Origin of the sequence: Azospirillum brasilense, from assembly GCF_005222205.1 — a bacterium.
Taxonomy (GTDB): domain Bacteria; phylum Pseudomonadota; class Alphaproteobacteria; order Azospirillales; family Azospirillaceae; genus Azospirillum; species Azospirillum brasilense_G.
In genome coordinates this window covers 2,121,306-2,136,903 of sequence record NZ_CP032345.1, presented here as the reverse complement: position 1 = coordinate 2,136,903, position 15,598 = coordinate 2,121,306, and the positions used below count along the sequence as shown (strand labels likewise).

Annotated in this window: 15 protein-coding genes; 9 read left to right on the top strand and 6 right to left on the bottom strand. The window is 69.3% G+C overall.

Annotated elements, in window-relative coordinates; translation table 11 throughout:
* Window positions 1-10 precede the first annotated feature (10 nt).
* Window positions 11-460: an RNA polymerase sigma factor region1.1 domain-containing protein gene (locus D3869_RS10335; protein WP_137139976.1), complete on the bottom strand. Its 450-nt coding sequence runs from the start codon at window positions 458-460 to the stop codon at window positions 11-13.
* A gap of 165 nt (window positions 461-625) precedes the next feature.
* Here D3869_RS10335 and msrA point away from each other — a divergent pair, with 165 nt between their 5' ends.
* From msrA to D3869_RS10315, 4 genes are all read left to right on the top strand, one after another.
* Window positions 626-1,267, top strand: a complete 642-nt coding sequence (msrA, locus tag D3869_RS10330) for a peptide-methionine (S)-S-oxide reductase MsrA (protein ID WP_211114938.1) — start codon at window positions 626-628, stop codon at window positions 1,265-1,267.
* A gap of 206 nt (window positions 1,268-1,473) precedes the next feature.
* Window positions 1,474-2,199, top strand: a complete 726-nt coding sequence (locus tag D3869_RS33415) for a PAS domain-containing protein (RefSeq protein ID WP_211114937.1) — start codon at window positions 1,474-1,476, stop codon at window positions 2,197-2,199.
* On the top strand, window positions 2,196-4,232 hold the full coding sequence (locus D3869_RS10320; protein ID WP_137139975.1) for a DNA translocase FtsK: 2,037 nt from the start codon (window positions 2,196-2,198) through the stop codon (window positions 4,230-4,232). Before D3869_RS33415 ends, D3869_RS10320 begins: the two co-directional genes overlap by 4 nt.
* Before the next feature lie 14 nt (window positions 4,233-4,246).
* A complete protein-coding gene (locus D3869_RS10315; RefSeq protein ID WP_137139974.1) occupies window positions 4,247-4,738 on the top strand; it encodes a DinB family protein in 492 nt (163 codons plus the stop codon).
* Between the two features lie 26 nt (window positions 4,739-4,764).
* On the opposite strand, the gene D3869_RS10310 is transcribed toward D3869_RS10315, so the two are convergent.
* The 3 genes from D3869_RS10310 to D3869_RS10300 all read right to left on the bottom strand — a co-directional run bounded on the left by D3869_RS10310 (window position 4,765) and on the right by D3869_RS10300 (window position 6,972).
* Entirely contained in the window at window positions 4,765-5,493 is a 729-nt protein-coding gene (locus D3869_RS10310; protein WP_137139973.1) for an MgtC/SapB family protein, read from the bottom strand.
* Between the two features lie 253 nt (window positions 5,494-5,746).
* Window positions 5,747-6,139, bottom strand: a complete 393-nt coding sequence (locus tag D3869_RS10305) for a hypothetical protein (RefSeq protein ID WP_137139972.1) — start codon at window positions 6,137-6,139, stop codon at window positions 5,747-5,749.
* 11 nt (window positions 6,140-6,150) lie between these two features.
* Window positions 6,151-6,972, bottom strand: coding sequence for a hypothetical protein (locus D3869_RS10300; RefSeq protein ID WP_137139971.1), 822 nt, complete (start codon window positions 6,970-6,972; stop codon window positions 6,151-6,153).
* 321 nt (window positions 6,973-7,293) lie between these two features.
* On the opposite strand from D3869_RS10300, the gene carB reads away from it, so the two are divergent.
* Both carB and greA read left to right on the top strand, forming a co-directional pair.
* Window positions 7,294-10,545, top strand: coding sequence for a carbamoyl-phosphate synthase large subunit (carB, locus tag D3869_RS10295; RefSeq protein WP_137139970.1), 3,252 nt, complete (start codon window positions 7,294-7,296; stop codon window positions 10,543-10,545).
* A gap of 82 nt (window positions 10,546-10,627) precedes the next feature.
* Window positions 10,628-11,101, top strand: a complete 474-nt coding sequence (gene greA, locus D3869_RS10290) for a transcription elongation factor GreA (RefSeq protein WP_081862970.1) — start codon at window positions 10,628-10,630, stop codon at window positions 11,099-11,101.
* Between the two features lie 126 nt (window positions 11,102-11,227).
* Here greA and D3869_RS10285 read toward each other — a convergent pair whose 3' ends face one another.
* Window positions 11,228-12,142: a dienelactone hydrolase family protein gene (locus tag D3869_RS10285; RefSeq protein ID WP_247895618.1), complete on the bottom strand. Its 915-nt coding sequence runs from the start codon at window positions 12,140-12,142 to the stop codon at window positions 11,228-11,230.
* A 237-nt stretch (window positions 12,143-12,379) separates the two neighbouring features.
* Entirely contained in the window at window positions 12,380-12,934 is a 555-nt protein-coding gene (locus tag D3869_RS10280) for an Lrp/AsnC family transcriptional regulator (RefSeq protein WP_137139969.1), read from the bottom strand.
* A 236-nt stretch (window positions 12,935-13,170) separates the two neighbouring features.
* Here D3869_RS10280 and D3869_RS10275 point away from each other — a divergent pair, with 236 nt between their 5' ends.
* The 3 genes from D3869_RS10275 (at window position 13,171) to D3869_RS10265 (ending at window position 15,587) form a co-directional block, all read left to right on the top strand.
* A complete protein-coding gene (locus D3869_RS10275; RefSeq protein ID WP_247895617.1) occupies window positions 13,171-14,100 on the top strand; it encodes a mitochondrial fission ELM1 family protein in 930 nt (309 codons plus the stop codon).
* Window positions 14,101-14,263: 163 nt separating this feature from the next.
* A complete protein-coding gene (locus tag D3869_RS10270; RefSeq protein WP_137139968.1) occupies window positions 14,264-14,920 on the top strand; it encodes a 2OG-Fe(II) oxygenase in 657 nt (218 codons plus the stop codon).
* 22 nt (window positions 14,921-14,942) lie between these two features.
* Window positions 14,943-15,587 (top strand): 2OG-Fe(II) oxygenase, encoded by a 645-nt coding sequence (locus tag D3869_RS10265; RefSeq protein ID WP_137139967.1) that lies wholly within the window; start codon window positions 14,943-14,945, stop codon window positions 15,585-15,587.
* The last annotated feature ends 11 nt before the right edge of the window (window positions 15,588-15,598 follow it).

Here is a 15,598-nt window from a genome sequence, read left to right as displayed (position 1 = left end):
GCCTGACCGCTCAGCCGCCCAGGGCGATGATCAGCACCAGGGCCACCACGATGACCGAGACCACGGGCAGCATGTCCACCCCGCCGCGGTCCCAGGTCGGCGCCCGGCGGGAGCCGTGATGCGCGCCATGGGCGTGGCCCAGGCCCTCGTCGGCCCAGCCATGTTCGGACGGGCGGGCGCCGGGGGCTGAGACGGCGGGGGCCGCCGGGCTGGCGATGTCGACCACCCCAGCCCCGCGCTGGTAGTCGCCGCCGCCACCGCCGCGCGGGCGCTTCAGCCGTTCGTCGGTCAGCTCCACGTCGATGCCCGCGGCTTCCAGCCGCTCCACCACCACGGCGACCTCCTCCGGGGTCATGGTCTCCACCGGCACGTCCTGGCCGAGCTGCTCGACGCTGAGCCGGTTGCCGTGCTGGCGACCCTTGTCGATCAGGCGCTGGAGGGTGGCGTCGTCGATCGTCATCGTTCTCTCCCCGCGGTTCCACCTTGGACTGAACATTCCGAAGGGTAAACACGCCGGACCGCGGAAGGCTCCCGTGCAAAGGCGGCGACTTGCCTCCGGAGCGGGGCGACCCGACATAATCCCCAAATCCCCATCCCCAACTCCTACGCCATCGGAGAGGCCGAGATGCTCGGAATGTTCATGCGCAAGCCCCTGGCGCTGCCCAGCGCGGAGGAGGCCCTGCCCGGACGCGACACGCCGGTTCCCGTGCCGCCGCGCCACCACGTCAACGGCAACCCGCTGACCCCGCCCTATCCGGAGGGGCTGGAGGTCGCCGACTTCGGGCTCGGCTGCTTCTGGGGGGCGGAGCGCAAGTTCTGGAAGGTGCCGGGCGTCTGGACGACCATGGTCGGCTATCAGGGCGGCCACACCCCCAACCCGACCTATGAGGAGGTCTGCTCCGGCCGCACCGGCCACGCCGAGGTGGTGCGCGTCGTCTACGACCCGGCCAAGGTCGGATTCGAGGAGCTGCTGCGCGTCTTCTGGGAGGCGCACGACCCGACCCAGGGCATGCGCCAGGGCAACGACGTCGGCACCCAGTACCGCTCCGCCATCTACACGCACACCGACGCCCAGCGCGCCGCCGCCGAGGCCAGCCGCGAATCCTATCAGGCCCGCCTGGAGCAGGCCGGCTTCGGCCCGGTGACGACGGAGCTGCGCGAGGCCCCGCCCTTCTACTACGCCGAAGACTATCACCAGCAGTATCTGTCCAAGAATCCCGCGGGCTATTGCGGGCTGGGCGGCACCGGGGTGACCTGCGCGGCGTGACGCGCTCCTGCGGTGCGGGGGCTGAACCTCAGACAGGTTCCCGCACCGCCACTGCGGCATCCGGGCGACAGGGTTAAGCCGGCTTGAACGGGGCGGTCCCTTGCGGTTGCGCCTGCCCGTCGCTTGCGGGTATGGTTCCGGCGGTCCATGAAAGCTCCAGGGGGTAGCCCCGCGGGGCGCCGCCCGAGACATTCCGCGCCCAATCCATGATCAAGGAAAGAACCGAGCTGGCGACGCCGCACCTGAGCGGCCTGCTTGACTTCTGGCTCACCAAATGCATCGGCGGGAAGCCGCCGGTGTCCAGCAGCATCGCCCCGGCCGACCTGCGGCCGTGGAAGGATAATATTGTGATTTTCGAGGTCATCGGCGACGACGACTTCGTTTATTCCTATTACGGCCAGTCCCTCGCCGCGGCCTTCGGGCATTCGCGCCTGGGCGCCACGCTGGACGATCTGCCGGAGGAGCAGCGGGCGATCCTGCGCCCCGAATACGCCGCGCTGCTGCGCGAACGGCTGCCGGTCGCCCGTGTCTACACCGCCGATTTCAGCGGCGTCATGCGGACCTGGGAGCGGCTGGCGCTGCCGATGTCCAGCGACGGCGAAACCATCGACAAGATCCTGGTCGCCGCCTACGAACTGCCGCCGGACGAGCCGCCCTGCGCCGCGCTCACCCCTGACGCGGCGGAGGATGAGGCGGAGGCTGAGATCGAGAATCCGGATGATGACGGGCCGGAGGCGGACGACACGGTGGACAGCGAATCCGAGTCCCTTGCGGACGAGGGCGCCGACATCGACGACGACACGGACGGGACCGTGGACACCGAGACCGAGCCCGAAACCGACGACACTCCCGACGATACCTCCGACACCCCCGACGACGCCGAAGACGGCGAGTCCTTCTCCACCGAACAGAAACCGGGAGCCCCGGCATGACGCCGCGCACGCCCCACCTGACCGCGCCCGCGACCCAGTCGGGAGTCGTCACCGCCGACGAATTCAATCTGTGGTGCGCGCTGAACGGCCGCCCCTTCAACCTCATCCCCAACGCGCGCCCGGACGGGCGGCTGCTGTGGGACGTGGAGGTGCTGCCCGGAACCCCGCGCGCCGGCACGGTCTATTCGACCAACCTCGGCGACGAGGCGCTGGCGGTGGTCGCCGGCTTCGCCTTCCTGTCCGGCGTCGAGTGGGCCTATGAGGCACGCCCGACGGAAACCATCGTCCCGCCCCCGGCGTCGGACGCGGCCGTGGACGCGCCCGATGAGGTCGAGGACGTCCTCATTCCCGACGCGGAGGACCTGCCCGAGGAGGCGGAGCCTGACGAGGCGGCGGAGGACGTTCTCGCCTATGAGGACGAGGAGGACGAGTACGCCGACGACGCCGTCGCGCTGGACGACGCCGATGAGGACGCGGACGAGGATGGCGCATCCTACGGCGAACCGGCCGGAGAGGACGATCCCTACGCCCTGCCCGGCACCACGCTCCTCCAGAACCCGCCGCCGCGCCCGCCGCAGCAGCATGACGAGACGGTCCTGGCCCGCAACGCGCGGATGCTGGAGACGGTGCTGCGGAACTTCCGCGTCCGCGGCGAGATCATGGACGTGCGCCCCGGCCCCGTCGTCACGCTCTACGAGTTCGAGCCGGCGCCGGGCACCAAGTCGGCGACGGTCATCAACCTGACCGACGACATCGCCCGCTCGATGAGCGTGGTCACCGCCCGCATCGCCATCGTGCCGGGCCGCAGCGTGATCGGCGTGGAACTGCCGAACCCGGTGCGCGAGATGGTCTATCTGCGCGAGATGTTCGACCACGCGGCCTTCGCCGAATCGCAGGCCCATCTCGCCATCGCGCTCGGCAAGGACATCAGCGGGGAGCCGGTGGTCGCCGATCTCGCCCGCATGCCGCACCTGCTGGTCGCCGGCACCACCGGGTCGGGCAAGTCGGTCGCCATCAACACGATGATCCTGTCGCTGCTCTACCGGCTGCCGCCGGAGCGCTGCCGCTTCATCATGGTGGACCCGAAGATGCTGGAGCTGTCCGTCTATGACGGCATCCCGCATCTGCTGACCCCGGTGGTGACCGACCCGAAGAAGGCGGTGATCGCTCTGCGCTGGGCCGTGCGCGAGATGGAGAGCCGCTACGAGGCGATGTCCAAGCTCGGCGTGCGCAACATCGAGGGCTACAACGCCCGCATCGCCGAAATGATCGCCAACGGCGAGCCGATGCCCCGCCGCCATGTCCCCGGCGAGGCCGAGACCGTCTTCGACCTGACCCCGCAGGAGCCGACGCCGCTGCCCTACATCGTGGTCATCGTGGACGAGATGGCCGACCTGATGCTGGTGGCCGGCAAGGAGATCGAGGCGGCGATCCAGCGCCTCGCCCAGATGGCCCGCGCCGCCGGCATCCACCTGATCATGGCGACGCAGCGCCCCTCGGTGGACGTCATCACCGGCACCATCAAGGCCAACTTCCCGACGCGCATCAGCTTCCAGGTCACCAGCAAGATCGACAGCCGCACCATCCTCGGCGAGGCCGGGGCGGAGCAGCTCCTCGGCCAGGGCGACATGCTCTACATGGCCGGCGGCGGCCGCATCACCCGCGTCCACGGCCCCTTCGTCTCCGATTCGGAGGTCGAGGAGATCGTCCAGTTCATCAAGTCGCAGGGCGCCCCCAACTACGTCACCGCCATCACCGAGGAAGAGGATGAGGCGGTCGCCGACGAGGACGACGAGAGCGGCGGCGGCAATTCCGGCGACGACCTCTACATGCAGGCCGTCAACCTCGTGGTGCGCGAGGGCAAGGTGTCGGTCAGCTTCATCCAGCGCCAGCTCCAGATCGGCTACAACCGCGCCGCCCGTCTGGTCGAGCGGATGGAGACGGAGCGCGTGGTCGGCCAGGCCAACCACCAGGGCAAGCGCGAGGTGCTGCTGTCCCCCGCCGGCCTGTCGGCCAAGCGCGCCGGGGTCTGAAAACAGGAGAGGCGATGAAGGCGCATTTCGAACGGTTCGCGCGCTACAACCGCTGGGCCAACCGCCGCCTCTACGCGGTGGCGGCCGAGCTGTCGGACGCCCAGTACCGCGAGGACCGCGGCGCCTTCTTCCGCTCGGTGCGGGGAACGCTGAACCACATCCTGGTGGCCGACCGGGTGTGGCTGCGCCGCATCGAGGGGGACGGGCCGACGCCCTTCGCCCTGGACGAGATCCTGTATGACGGCTTCGACGAGCTGCGCGCCGCCCGCGAGGCGGAGGATGAGCGCCTCATCCGCGTCGTGGCGGAGCAGGAGGAGGCGCGCTTCGCCGCGGACCTCCACTACCACTCGCTGGGCGGGCAGGCCTTCACCATGCCCTTCTCCGCGGTGCTGGCCCATGTGTTCAACCACCAGACCCACCACCGCGGGCAAGCGCACACGCTGCTGACGCAGTTCGGGCTGGCCGCGCCCAGCATCGACTTCGCCTATTTCCTGTTGGACAAGTAGGCGCTCCGGACCTTCACATCCGCCCCTCACATGCGCGACGGCGACAGGCGGAACTCCACCACCCGACTGGTGCGGGCCAGCTTGTCGATCAGTTCCATCGGGTCCGGCGTGCCGTTGGCCTGGAGTGTGAGCTGGTACTCCAGGTGGCCGCTGCCGTTGCGCAGGTGGAAGGCCCAGGACACGATTTCGTAGCCGTGCTCCAGCGCCTTGACGCGAAGCACCTCCGCCGGGGGCGCCTGGTCGCGCTCGAACACCAGCATCACCTGGACCACCGTGTGGTGGGGCAGCACCGCCTCCAGCCGGCGGAAGGCGCTCATCACCAGAATGACCAGAAAGGCCAAGCCGATGGCCGCGGCGTAGAAGCCCAGCCCGACGGTCACCCCGATCGCCGCCGCCGTCCAGATCGACGCCGCGGTGGACAGGCCGCGGATGGAGAAGCCCTCCCGCATGATGACCCCGGCGCCGAGGAAGCCGATGCCGGTCACGATGCCCTGGATGACCCGCGTCGGGTCGCCGCCCCCGCCGGTTCCGCTCCCGATGCCGCCGTACCACAGGCCGGGATAGGCGTTGACGACGGTCAGCGCCGTTGAGGCGAGGCAGACCAGCGCGTAGGTCCGCATCCCCGCCGCCCGCCCGTGGAAGGAGCGCTCGTACCCCATGAGGATGCCGAGCCCCAGCGCCCCGACCAGATGCAGCAGGATGACGCCGTTGACGGCCAGTTCGGCCGGCGACCAGTAGGCGGACAGGTTCAGCATGGCCCCTCCCACGGCTATCGCATTTGGCGTTCAATCCCCTCTCCCGTCCCGGGAGAGGGTGCCCGCGAAAGCGGGCGGGTGAGGGTCGCACGAGGATCAAGGCGCTGCTTCTTGGCATCACCCTCACCCTTCCCACGCTTTGCGTGGGCCCCTTCCCTCTCCCGGGACGGGAGAGGGGATGTCACATGATATCCCCCGGGACGACCGGTCCCCGGACGCCCAGTGTAGCGCCGATTGGTCGGCGAAGGATCCCCTACCCCAGAGCGCCCAGCGTCCAGCGGGCGAACAGGGCCACCAGCATGCCCTCCGCGGTGGCCAGCATCAGCCGCAGCATCAGGCTGACGAGGTCGGTGAAACGGTCGCGGCGGGGAAACACCTCGGCCAGCATCCCGGCGACGGCGCGGCGCAGGTTCAGGCTGACGAGGCCGATCACCAGAGCCACGACGGCGGTGCCGACCACATAATAGAGCGCGCCCTTCCAGCCGGCGAAGCTCTGTGGGTGTTCCAGATAGAAGAGCGTGCCGACGACGATCCAGACGGTGGACGGCCAGACCCCCACCATATCGGCGCCGGGCCTGGCACCGCCGGGGGCGGGGATCGGAGGCTCCGGTGGCGGCTCCGGCGGGGGCTGTACGTTCCAGGGCACCGCCGCCTCCGTCAGCCCCCCGGCACGTGCCGGAAAGCCAGCACGCAAGCCGGGCGGCCGTGCTCGTCGGCCAGCGGCAGCAGCAGTTCGACGAAGCGCGCGCCCGGCAGCATCGGGTCGTCGCGCACCAGAAGGCCGCGCGGCTCGCCTGTCTCCAGGCAGGCGCGCAGGTCGGCGTTGAAGCGTGCCGCCGCTTCGGCGGGGTGGCAGTCGCTGACCGGGCGCGGCACCGCGCGCTGCCCGATCCGCCGCTGCACCGCCCGCCCGCAGGCGCGGTAGAGGAAATCCTCGCCGCCGCGCAACGGCTCCATCAGGCACAGGCGCGGCACGCATTCGCGGATCTGCGCGGTGTCGATGTCGCGCGCCTCCGGCATCGCGCGCCCGCGGAGGACGCGCCGCCAGTGGACGTAGAGCAGGCTGGCGATCTGCGGGATCTGCTCGAGGTCCAGCGGCTCCGACCGGCAGACCGGCGGCGCGGGGGGCGGCGGCGGAACGGCGGGGGCGGCGGCCGTGACCACGCGCACCGGCGCGGCCGCCACGGCCTCCGGGACCGGCTTCGGCGCGGGAGCGGGGGCGGGGCGGCTGGCGAAGACCGGCTGGCGCTCCGGCCGCCCGCCATGCTTCTTCAGCATCGGCAGCGGCGCCCAGGTCGCGCAGGTGTGGTAGGAGCGCGTGACCTTCCGGTAATCCTGGCTGGTCGCCGTCCGGCACTCCCCCTCCGCGCTGTAGCGGTCGACGTGGACGAGCGTGTTGTCGTCCGACAGGGCGCGGTCGCCCCCCCACGAAACGCAGGCGGCGCAGGCGCGGCTGTCCTTGGCGAAAGCGTGGGTCATCGTCGGGCGCGAACTCCGGAGGCGGTCAGGACGGGTGTGCGGGCTTCTCCCGCTGGTGAAGATCGGGAAACGCCGGGTTTCCGGCGCACCCCGATTGATGACGCCCTTTCGGCGCGGGTTCAAGCCTTGCCTCGCCGCCCGCTGGCGATGTTTCAGACATGTGGCCCGCGCATCATCCCACCCCTTCCCCCGCGCCGCCTTGTTCCCTATAAAGGGGCCTCGCAACGACATATTGATCCGTGCCCCCTCACACCCGCGCCCCTGCCAAGGGGCCAATGGCGCGAGGGGGCTTTTGCTGCACGAACGTCGAGAAGCGGACCCATGCCCAAGCGCACTGATATCAAATCCATCTGCATCATCGGCGCGGGGCCGATCGTCATCGGCCAGGCTTGCGAGTTCGATTACTCCGGCGTCCAGGCGTGCAAGGCGCTGCGCGAGGAAGGCTTCCGCGTCATCCTGGTGAACTCCAACCCGGCCACCATCATGACCGATCCGGGTCTGGCCGACGCCACCTACATCGAGCCGATCACCCCGGCCGTGGTGGCGAAGATCCTGGAGAAGGAGCGCCCCGACGCCCTGCTGCCGACCATGGGCGGCCAGACCGCGCTGAACACCGCCATGGCCCTGTCCGACGACGGCACGCTGGAGCGGCTGGGCGTGGAGATGATCGGCGCCAAGCGCGACGTCATCGCCAAGGCCGAGGACCGCATCCTGTTCCGCGACGCCATGGACAAGCTGGGCCTGGAATCGCCGCGCTCGCGCCTCGTGCGCAACATGCAGGAGGCGACCGAGGCGCTGGAATTCGTCGGGCTGCCGGCGATCATCCGCCCCAGCTTCACGCTGGCCGGCACCGGCGGCGGCATCGCCTACAACCGCGCCGAGTTCGAGGACATCGTGCGCGGCGGCCTGCGCGCCAGCCCGGTCGGCGAGGTGCTGATCGAGGAATCGGTGCTGGGCTGGAAGGAGTACGAGATGGAGGTCGTCCGCGACAAGGCGGACAACTGCATCATCGTCTGCGCCATCGAGAACATCGACCCGATGGGCGTCCACACCGGCGATTCGATCACCGTCGCCCCGTCGCTGACGCTGACGGACAAGGAATACCAGATCATGCGCAACGCCTCGATCGCGGTGCTGCGCGAGATCGGGGTGGAGACCGGCGGTTCCAACGTGCAGTTCGCGGTGAACCCGGCGAACGGCCGCCTGATCGTCATCGAGATGAACCCGCGCGTGTCGCGCTCCTCCGCGCTGGCCTCCAAGGCCACCGGCTTCCCGATCGCCAAGATCGCCGCGAAGCTGGCCATCGGCTACACGCTGGACGAGCTGACCAACGACATCACCGGCACCACCCCGGCCAGCTTCGAGCCGACGATCGACTACGTCGTCACCAAGATGCCGCGCTTCACCTTCGAGAAGTTCGCCGGCACCGAGCCGCTGCTGACCACCTCGATGAAGTCGGTGGGCGAGGCCATGTCCATCGGCCGCACCTTCCAGGAGTCGGTGCAGAAGGCGCTGCGCTCCATGGAGACCGGCCTGACCGGCTTCAACGAGGTGCGCATCGGCGACAGCGACACGCCGGACGCCGCCGCCATCCGCGGCGCGCTGGCCCGCCCGACGCCGGACCGCCTGCTGGTCATCGCCCAGGCCTTCCGCCACGGCTTCACCGTCGCCGAGGTCCAGCAGGTCTCCAAGTACGACCCGTGGTTCCTGGAGCAGATCAAGGCCATCGTCGACCGCGAGCAGGCCATCCGCAGCGGCGGCCTGCCCACCGACAAGGCCGGCTGGCAGGCGCTGAAGCAGATGGGCTTCTCCGACGCCCGTCTGGCCGAGCTGGCCGGCAAGTCCGAGGGTGAGGTCGCCGAGGCCCGCCGCGCCGCCGGGGTCACGCCGGTCTTCAAGCGCATCGACACCTGTGCCGCCGAGTTCGCCTCGCGCACGCCCTACATGTACTCCACCTACGAGACCGACGGCACGGGTGCCGCCGAGTGCGAATCGGACCCGACCGAGAAGAAGAAGGTGGTCATCCTGGGCGGCGGGCCGAACCGCATCGGCCAGGGCATCGAGTTCGACTATTGCTGCGTCCACGCCGTCTACGCTTTGCGCGAGGCCGGCATCGAGACCATCATGGTCAACTGCAACCCGGAGACGGTCTCCACCGACTACGACACCGCCGACCGCCTGTATTTCGAGCCGCTGACCGCCGAGGACGTGATCGAGCTGGTCCGCGTCGAGCAGCGCAAGGGCACGGTGCTCGGCTGCATCGTGCAGTTCGGCGGCCAGACCCCGCTGAAGCTGGCCGACGCGCTGGAGAAGGCCGGCATCCCGATCCTCGGCACCTCGCCGGACGCCATCGACCTCGCCGAGGACCGTGAGCGCTTCCAGAAGCTGCTGCACCAGCTCAACCTGCTCCAGCCGGCCAACGGCCTCGCCCGGTCGCTGGAGGAGGCGGAGACGGTCGCGGCACGGATCGGCTTCCCCGTGGTCATCCGCCCGTCCTACGTGCTGGGCGGCCGCGCCATGGAGATCGTCCATGACATGGCCGGGCTCAAGCGCTACATGGGCACCGCCGTGAAGGTCTCGGGCAAGAACCCGGTGCTGATCGACAGCTATCTGCAGGACGCCATCGAGGTGGACGTGGATGTGGTGGCCGACGCCACCGGCCAGGTCTACATCGCCGGCATCATGGAGCACATCGAGGAGGCCGGCATCCATTCGGGCGACTCGGCCTGCGCCCTGCCGCCCTACTCGCTGCCCGCCGAGACCATCGCCGAGATCGGCCGCCAGGGCGAGGCGCTGGCCCGCGCCCTGCACGTCGTCGGCCTGATGAACGTCCAGTTCGCGGTCAAGGACGGCACGGTCTACATCCTGGAGGTCAACCCGCGCGCCAGCCGCACGGTGCCCTTCGTCGCCAAGGCCACCGGCACCGCCATCGCCAAGATCGCCGCCCGCGTCATGGCCGGCGAGAAGCTGGCCGACTTCACGCTGAACGGCCCGACCCCGCCCCACACCGCCGTGAAGGAGGCCGTGTTCCCCTTCGCCCGCTTCCCCGGCGTGGACATCGTGCTCGGCCCGGAGATGAAGTCGACGGGCGAGGTTATGGGCCTCGACCACAACTTCGCGCTGGCCTTCGCCAAGTCGCAGCTCGGCGCCGGCGTCACCCTGCCGGTCCAGGGCACCGTCTTCATCTCGGTGAAGGAGCGCGACAAGCCGTCGGCCGTGCAGATCGGGCAGAAGCTGCACGGCATGGGCTTCCGCGTCCTGGCGACCACCGGCACCGCGGCGGCGCTGCGCCAGGCCGGCGTCCCGGCGGAGTCGATCAACAAGGTGGTGGAAGGCCAGCCGCACATCGTCGACGCGATGATCAACGGCGAGGTGCATCTGGTCATCAACACCACGGACGGCGCGCAGGCCCTGTCCGACAGCTTCAGCCTGCGGCGCACGGCGCTGACCTACAACCTGCCTTACTACACCACCATGGCCGGTGCACGCGCAGCGGTGGAAGCGATTGCCGCACTCCGGAACGGCAGCCTTGAAGTCGCGCCGTTGCAGTCGTACCTTAGCGGTTCCTATTAGGACGGTTTACGGCGCGGCGGACCTCCTCCGCCGCGCCGTAGCTTTCCCAGGGCGCTGCGTCGGCATGGTGATGGATTGAACGATGGAAAAAGTTCCAATGACTGCGGCGGGATACAACCGCCTGCAAGAGGAGTTGAAGCACCTCAAGACTGTCGAACGGCCCAACGTCATCAAGGCGATCGCCGAGGCGCGTGAGCACGGGGACCTGTCGGAGAACGCCGAATACACCGCCGCGCGTGAACGCCAGAGCTTCATCGAGGGCCGCGTCGCGGAGCTGGAGGACAAGATCAGCCGCGCCGAGGTCATCGACCCGACGAAGCTGTCCGGCAGTGCGGTGAAGTTCGGCGCCACCGTCACGCTCGCGGACGAGGACACCGACGAGGAGATCACCTACCAGATCGTCGGCCAGGACGAGAGCGACATCAAGAACGGCATGCTGTCCATCCAGGCGCCGCTGGCCCGCGCGCTGATCAACAAGTCGGTCGGCGACAGCGTGGAAGTCTCCACGCCGGGCGGCTCCAAGGTCTACGAGATCGTCACCGTCGCCTTCAAATAAGCGCGGGTTCAAGCTTCAGGGGCCGGTTCGCAAGACACCGCCCCGCCACCGACCGCGAGCCGAAACGAAACGCCCCGCACCGACAGCCGGTGCGGGGCGTTTCGTTTTCATCCCTGGAACAGCCTGCTAGCCCCGCAGCCGCTCCGCCAGGAAGGCGCTGACCCGTTCGATGGCGTCCTTGCGGGCGGACTCGTCGGTGCCGACCGTCGCCTCGCCCGCCGGGGCGGTCGCCAGATTGCGCCGCTTGCGCAGCGGCGAATGGGGGGAGTCGAAGCCGTGATGGGCGTCGGGATAGACCACCACCTCGGTGCGCTCCTTCACCGGCTCGCGGTTCGCCAGTTCCAGGCAGCGCTCGGCCGGCGTCCATTCGTCCTTGCCGCCCAGCAGCATCAGCAGCGGGCCCTCCGGTTGCCAGTCGGCGTCGCTCAGCGGCGTCCGGCAGCCGGGATAGAAGGCGATGGCGGCGCGGAAGCCGTTCCCCTGCCCGCCCGGCCCGTAGGCGGCCAGCACCGTGCCCGCCCCCTGCGACCAGCCCATCAGGGCGATCCGGTCGCTGTCCACGTCGCTGCGCGCGCGCAGATAGGCCAGCGCCGCCCAGGCGTCGCGCTTGCGCTCCTCCGTCGCCCGGACGGGACGGTCCTTGACCGTGCAGACCTCCGCCACGCCGCGCGGGCCGAAGCTGTCGACCATCAGCACCGCGTAGCCCTGCTCGCGCAGCGTCAGCGCCCAGTCGATGTGCCGGGACGCCACCCGCCCGGTCTTGGCGTAGAGGCCGCTGCAGCCGTGCAGAAGGACGACGGTGGGATAGGGGCCGTCGGCCTTGGGGCGCAGGAAGCGCCCGGTCAGGGGCGTCGGGGCGCCGCTGGTCAGGTCGGCGTCGAGCGAGGGGAAGCGGACGATCTCCTCCGCATGGACGCCCGGCGTGGCCGCCACGGCCGGCGAAGAGCCGAGCAGGGGCGGAAGAGTCAGGGCGGCGGCGAGCGCCAGCGTCGGCAGGAAAAGGCGCGGCGGAAGGGCACGGCGGCGGGGTGAGGCCATCATCGTCTCCCGGTCACGGGCATAAAGCGGCAAAGTCGGTGTCACACAAGTTTAGCACCTTCGCCGTGTCAAAGCACCGCACGTGCGAAGACGGGCTGGAATCCATTTTCGGAAACGCTCGCCGTCATAAAATTGCGCGAGGATGCCTGTTCCCGAAACGCGAACAGCCGGCAACGCGCTCCACAGGGTGGGTGCGATGCCGGCTGTCCGTGAATGGCTATGCGTCGGTGCGGAGCCGCGTCAGCGGCGCGCCACACGGGTCGAGGACTCGTCCTCGTCCTCCTCGTCGTCATCCTCCAGCGAATCGGGGATGTCCGGCGAGTCGACGTCGATCGGCACACCGGGCGTGTGCTTCGACGTGCGGATCGACAGGGCTGACTTCACATGCGACACGTTGGGCGCCGCCGTCAGCTTCGTGGTCAGGAAGCGCTGGTAGTCGTCCCAGTCCTCCGCCACGATCTTCAGCAGGAAATCGTATTCACCGGCCAGCATGTTGCACTCACGCACCATGGGCCAGGAGTTGACGAGTTCCTCGAATTTCTTTAGGTCCACTTCAGCTTGGCTGGACAGGCCGACCTGGGCGAACACGGTGACACCGAACCCGAGCGCGTCGGGGTTGATGTCGGCGTGATAGCCGCGGATGAAGCCCGCCTCTTCCAAGGCGCGGACACGCCGCAAACACGGAGGGGCAGAGATGCCGGCACGCCTCGCGAGTTCTACATTGGTCATCCGGCCGTCATTTTGCAGGTCGCGCAAAATCCGCCGGTCAATTCGGTCGAGTTTGACCCGCCGCATGGTTTGCTCGGTCGCTCCGGGGGTGATTTGAAGAAAGGATATTACACGGCGCAGCCATCCACGCCAAGCAAGAAACCCATATCGGCGCCGGTGGAAAAACTTTCTATCGATGTATCCAGCCCCGATGCCCATCCAGGCGCGACAACCAGCCGCACCCCCAAACCATTCGTGTGACGATGCATTCCACCATTTCCGGTTCCCTTACCTGCTGGGTCGTGTCGGACGGCAAGCCCGGCATGGAAAACCAGTGCATCGGCCTTGCCGAGGCGCTGGGCCTCACCCCCGTCGTGAAGCGCGTGCGGCTGCGCAGCCCGTGGCGTCAGCTCAGCCCCTTCCTGCGGCTGGGCAACCGCTTCGCCGCCGGGCCGGAGGGCGATCCCATCCGCGCGCCCTGGCCCGACCTGATGATCGGCTCGGGTCGCCAGGCCATCGCGCCGCTGCTGGCCGCCAGCAAGCAGTCGCGCGGGCGGACCTTCACCGTCTACATCCAGGACCCGCAGATCAACCCGCGCCATTTCGGCCTCGTCGTGGTGCCCCGCCACGACCGGCTGCGCGGCCCCAACGTCATGGCCACCCGCGGCGCCCTGCACCGCGTGACCCCCAAACTGCTGGCCGAGGCCGCGCAGCGCCACGCCCCCCGGCTCGCCGACCTGCCGCACCCGCGGGTCGCCGTGCTGATCGGCGGCACCAACGGCGTCTACGCCCTGACCCCGACCATCATGGGCGACGTCGCGGAGAAGCTGTCGGAGCTGGCCCGCAGCAAGGGGGCCGGGCTGATGGTCACGCCGTCGCGCCGCACCGGCGCCGACAACGAGGCGATCCTGCGCGCGCGCCTGAACGGCCTGCCGGCGGAGGTGTGGGACGGCACCGGCGAGAACCCCTATTTCGCCTATCTCGGGCTGGCCGACGCGGTGGTGGTGACCTGCGACAGCGTGTCGATGACTTCGGAGGCCTGCTCCACCGGAAAGCCGGTCTATGTGATCGAGCTTGAGGGCGGCTCGCCCAAGTTCCGCAGCTTCCACGAGGAACTCTACAAGGAGGGCATCACCCGGCCCTTCACCGGCGCCCTGGAACACTGGACCTACCCAACGTTGGATGACACCCGGCAAGTCGCCGAGGAGTTGCGCCATCGCCTCATGGCCCACCGCGCCAAGCACAGCGCCTGAAATCCAGGATACAGGGCGCTTCGCGATGCCGCAACGCATCGCCGTATGCTTGCGCTGTTCAGGGGGAATCCTGTCAAACGGTTCATGAACTCTAATTCATTTAGCGCGTGTGCCGCCCCATGGTAATTCGCTTCTGCCGCTGGGACGCATTGGATCTTTTCGCATGGTTTCGCCTGACGCGGTCCAGGATGCCTTCATCCGCTGCCTGGACAACGCCCCGACCCGGGATGAGCCCTATCGCCACTGGCTGCTGTCGCGCGCTCTTCCCGATGAGGCCGCGGACGGCATCGCCGGCCTGCCCTGGGCGCCGCCACCGGTCGGCGACACCATGGGCAAGCGCGACACCAACAACGCCACCCGCAGCTATTTCTGCGCCCGCAGCCGGGCCGAGCACCCCGTCTGCGACGCGGTCGCCACGGCCTTCCAGCGGCGGGCGGTGACGGAGGCGATCGAGCGGACCTGCGGCGTCGATCTGGCCGGCACCTCGCTGCGCATCGAATACTGCCAGGACACCGACGGCTTCTGGCTGGAGCCGCACACCGACATCGGCGTCAAGAAGTTCACGATGCTGATCTATCTCTCCAAGGGGCCGGACTGCGCCGGCTGGGGCACCGACGTGCTGGACGCCACCCGCACCGTCGTCACCCGCGCGCCCTACGCCTTCAACGGGGGATTGGTCTTCGTTCCCGGAACGAACACGTGGCATGGCTTCGCCCCGCGCCCGATCCGCGGCGTGCGCAAGTCGATCATCGTGAACTATGTCGGCCCGGAATGGCGCGCCCGCCACGAGCTCGCCTTCCCCGACACGCCCGTGGCCTGAGCTGCCGTCTGGAGACCGCCCCATGTCCACGCCCGCCTCCATGCTGGATCTGGACCGCTTCCGCGCCACCCCGCTGCAGCACGAGCCGTTCGACTTCCTCTGCGTCCCCGGCTTCGTGAAGCGGGAGCATCTGGAGGCCCTGCACCGCGACTACCCCAAGGTGGACAAGCCCGGCTCGATCCCGCTCGGCGTCTTTCCGCAGGGGCCGGCCTTCGACGCGCTGATCGAGGAGCTGCGCGGCGCGGCGGTCTGCCAGGCCTTCTCGGAGAAGTTCGGTCTGGACCTGTCGCGCTACCCGACCATGTTCACCGCCCGCGGCATGTGCCGGGCGACCGACGGCAGGATCCACCCCGATTCGGCCAGCAAGATCGTCACCGTCCTGATCTACATGAACCCGCCCTGGGAGGCGTCGGGCGGGCGCCTGCGCGTGCTGCGCAGCCCGAACCTGGAGGATTACGCCGCCGAGGTGCCGCCGGACGAGGGCACGCTGCTGTGCTTCCGCCGCTCCGACACCTCCTGGCACGGGCACCATTCCTTCGAGGGCCGGCGCCGCGCGGTGCAGATGAACTGGGTCCGCAACAGCGTCTACATCTGGCACGAGCAGTGGCGTCACCGCGTCGGCGCCTGGCTGAAGAACCGGACGGCGGCCGCGCCGGCGCGCCGCTGAGGGGCGTTCCC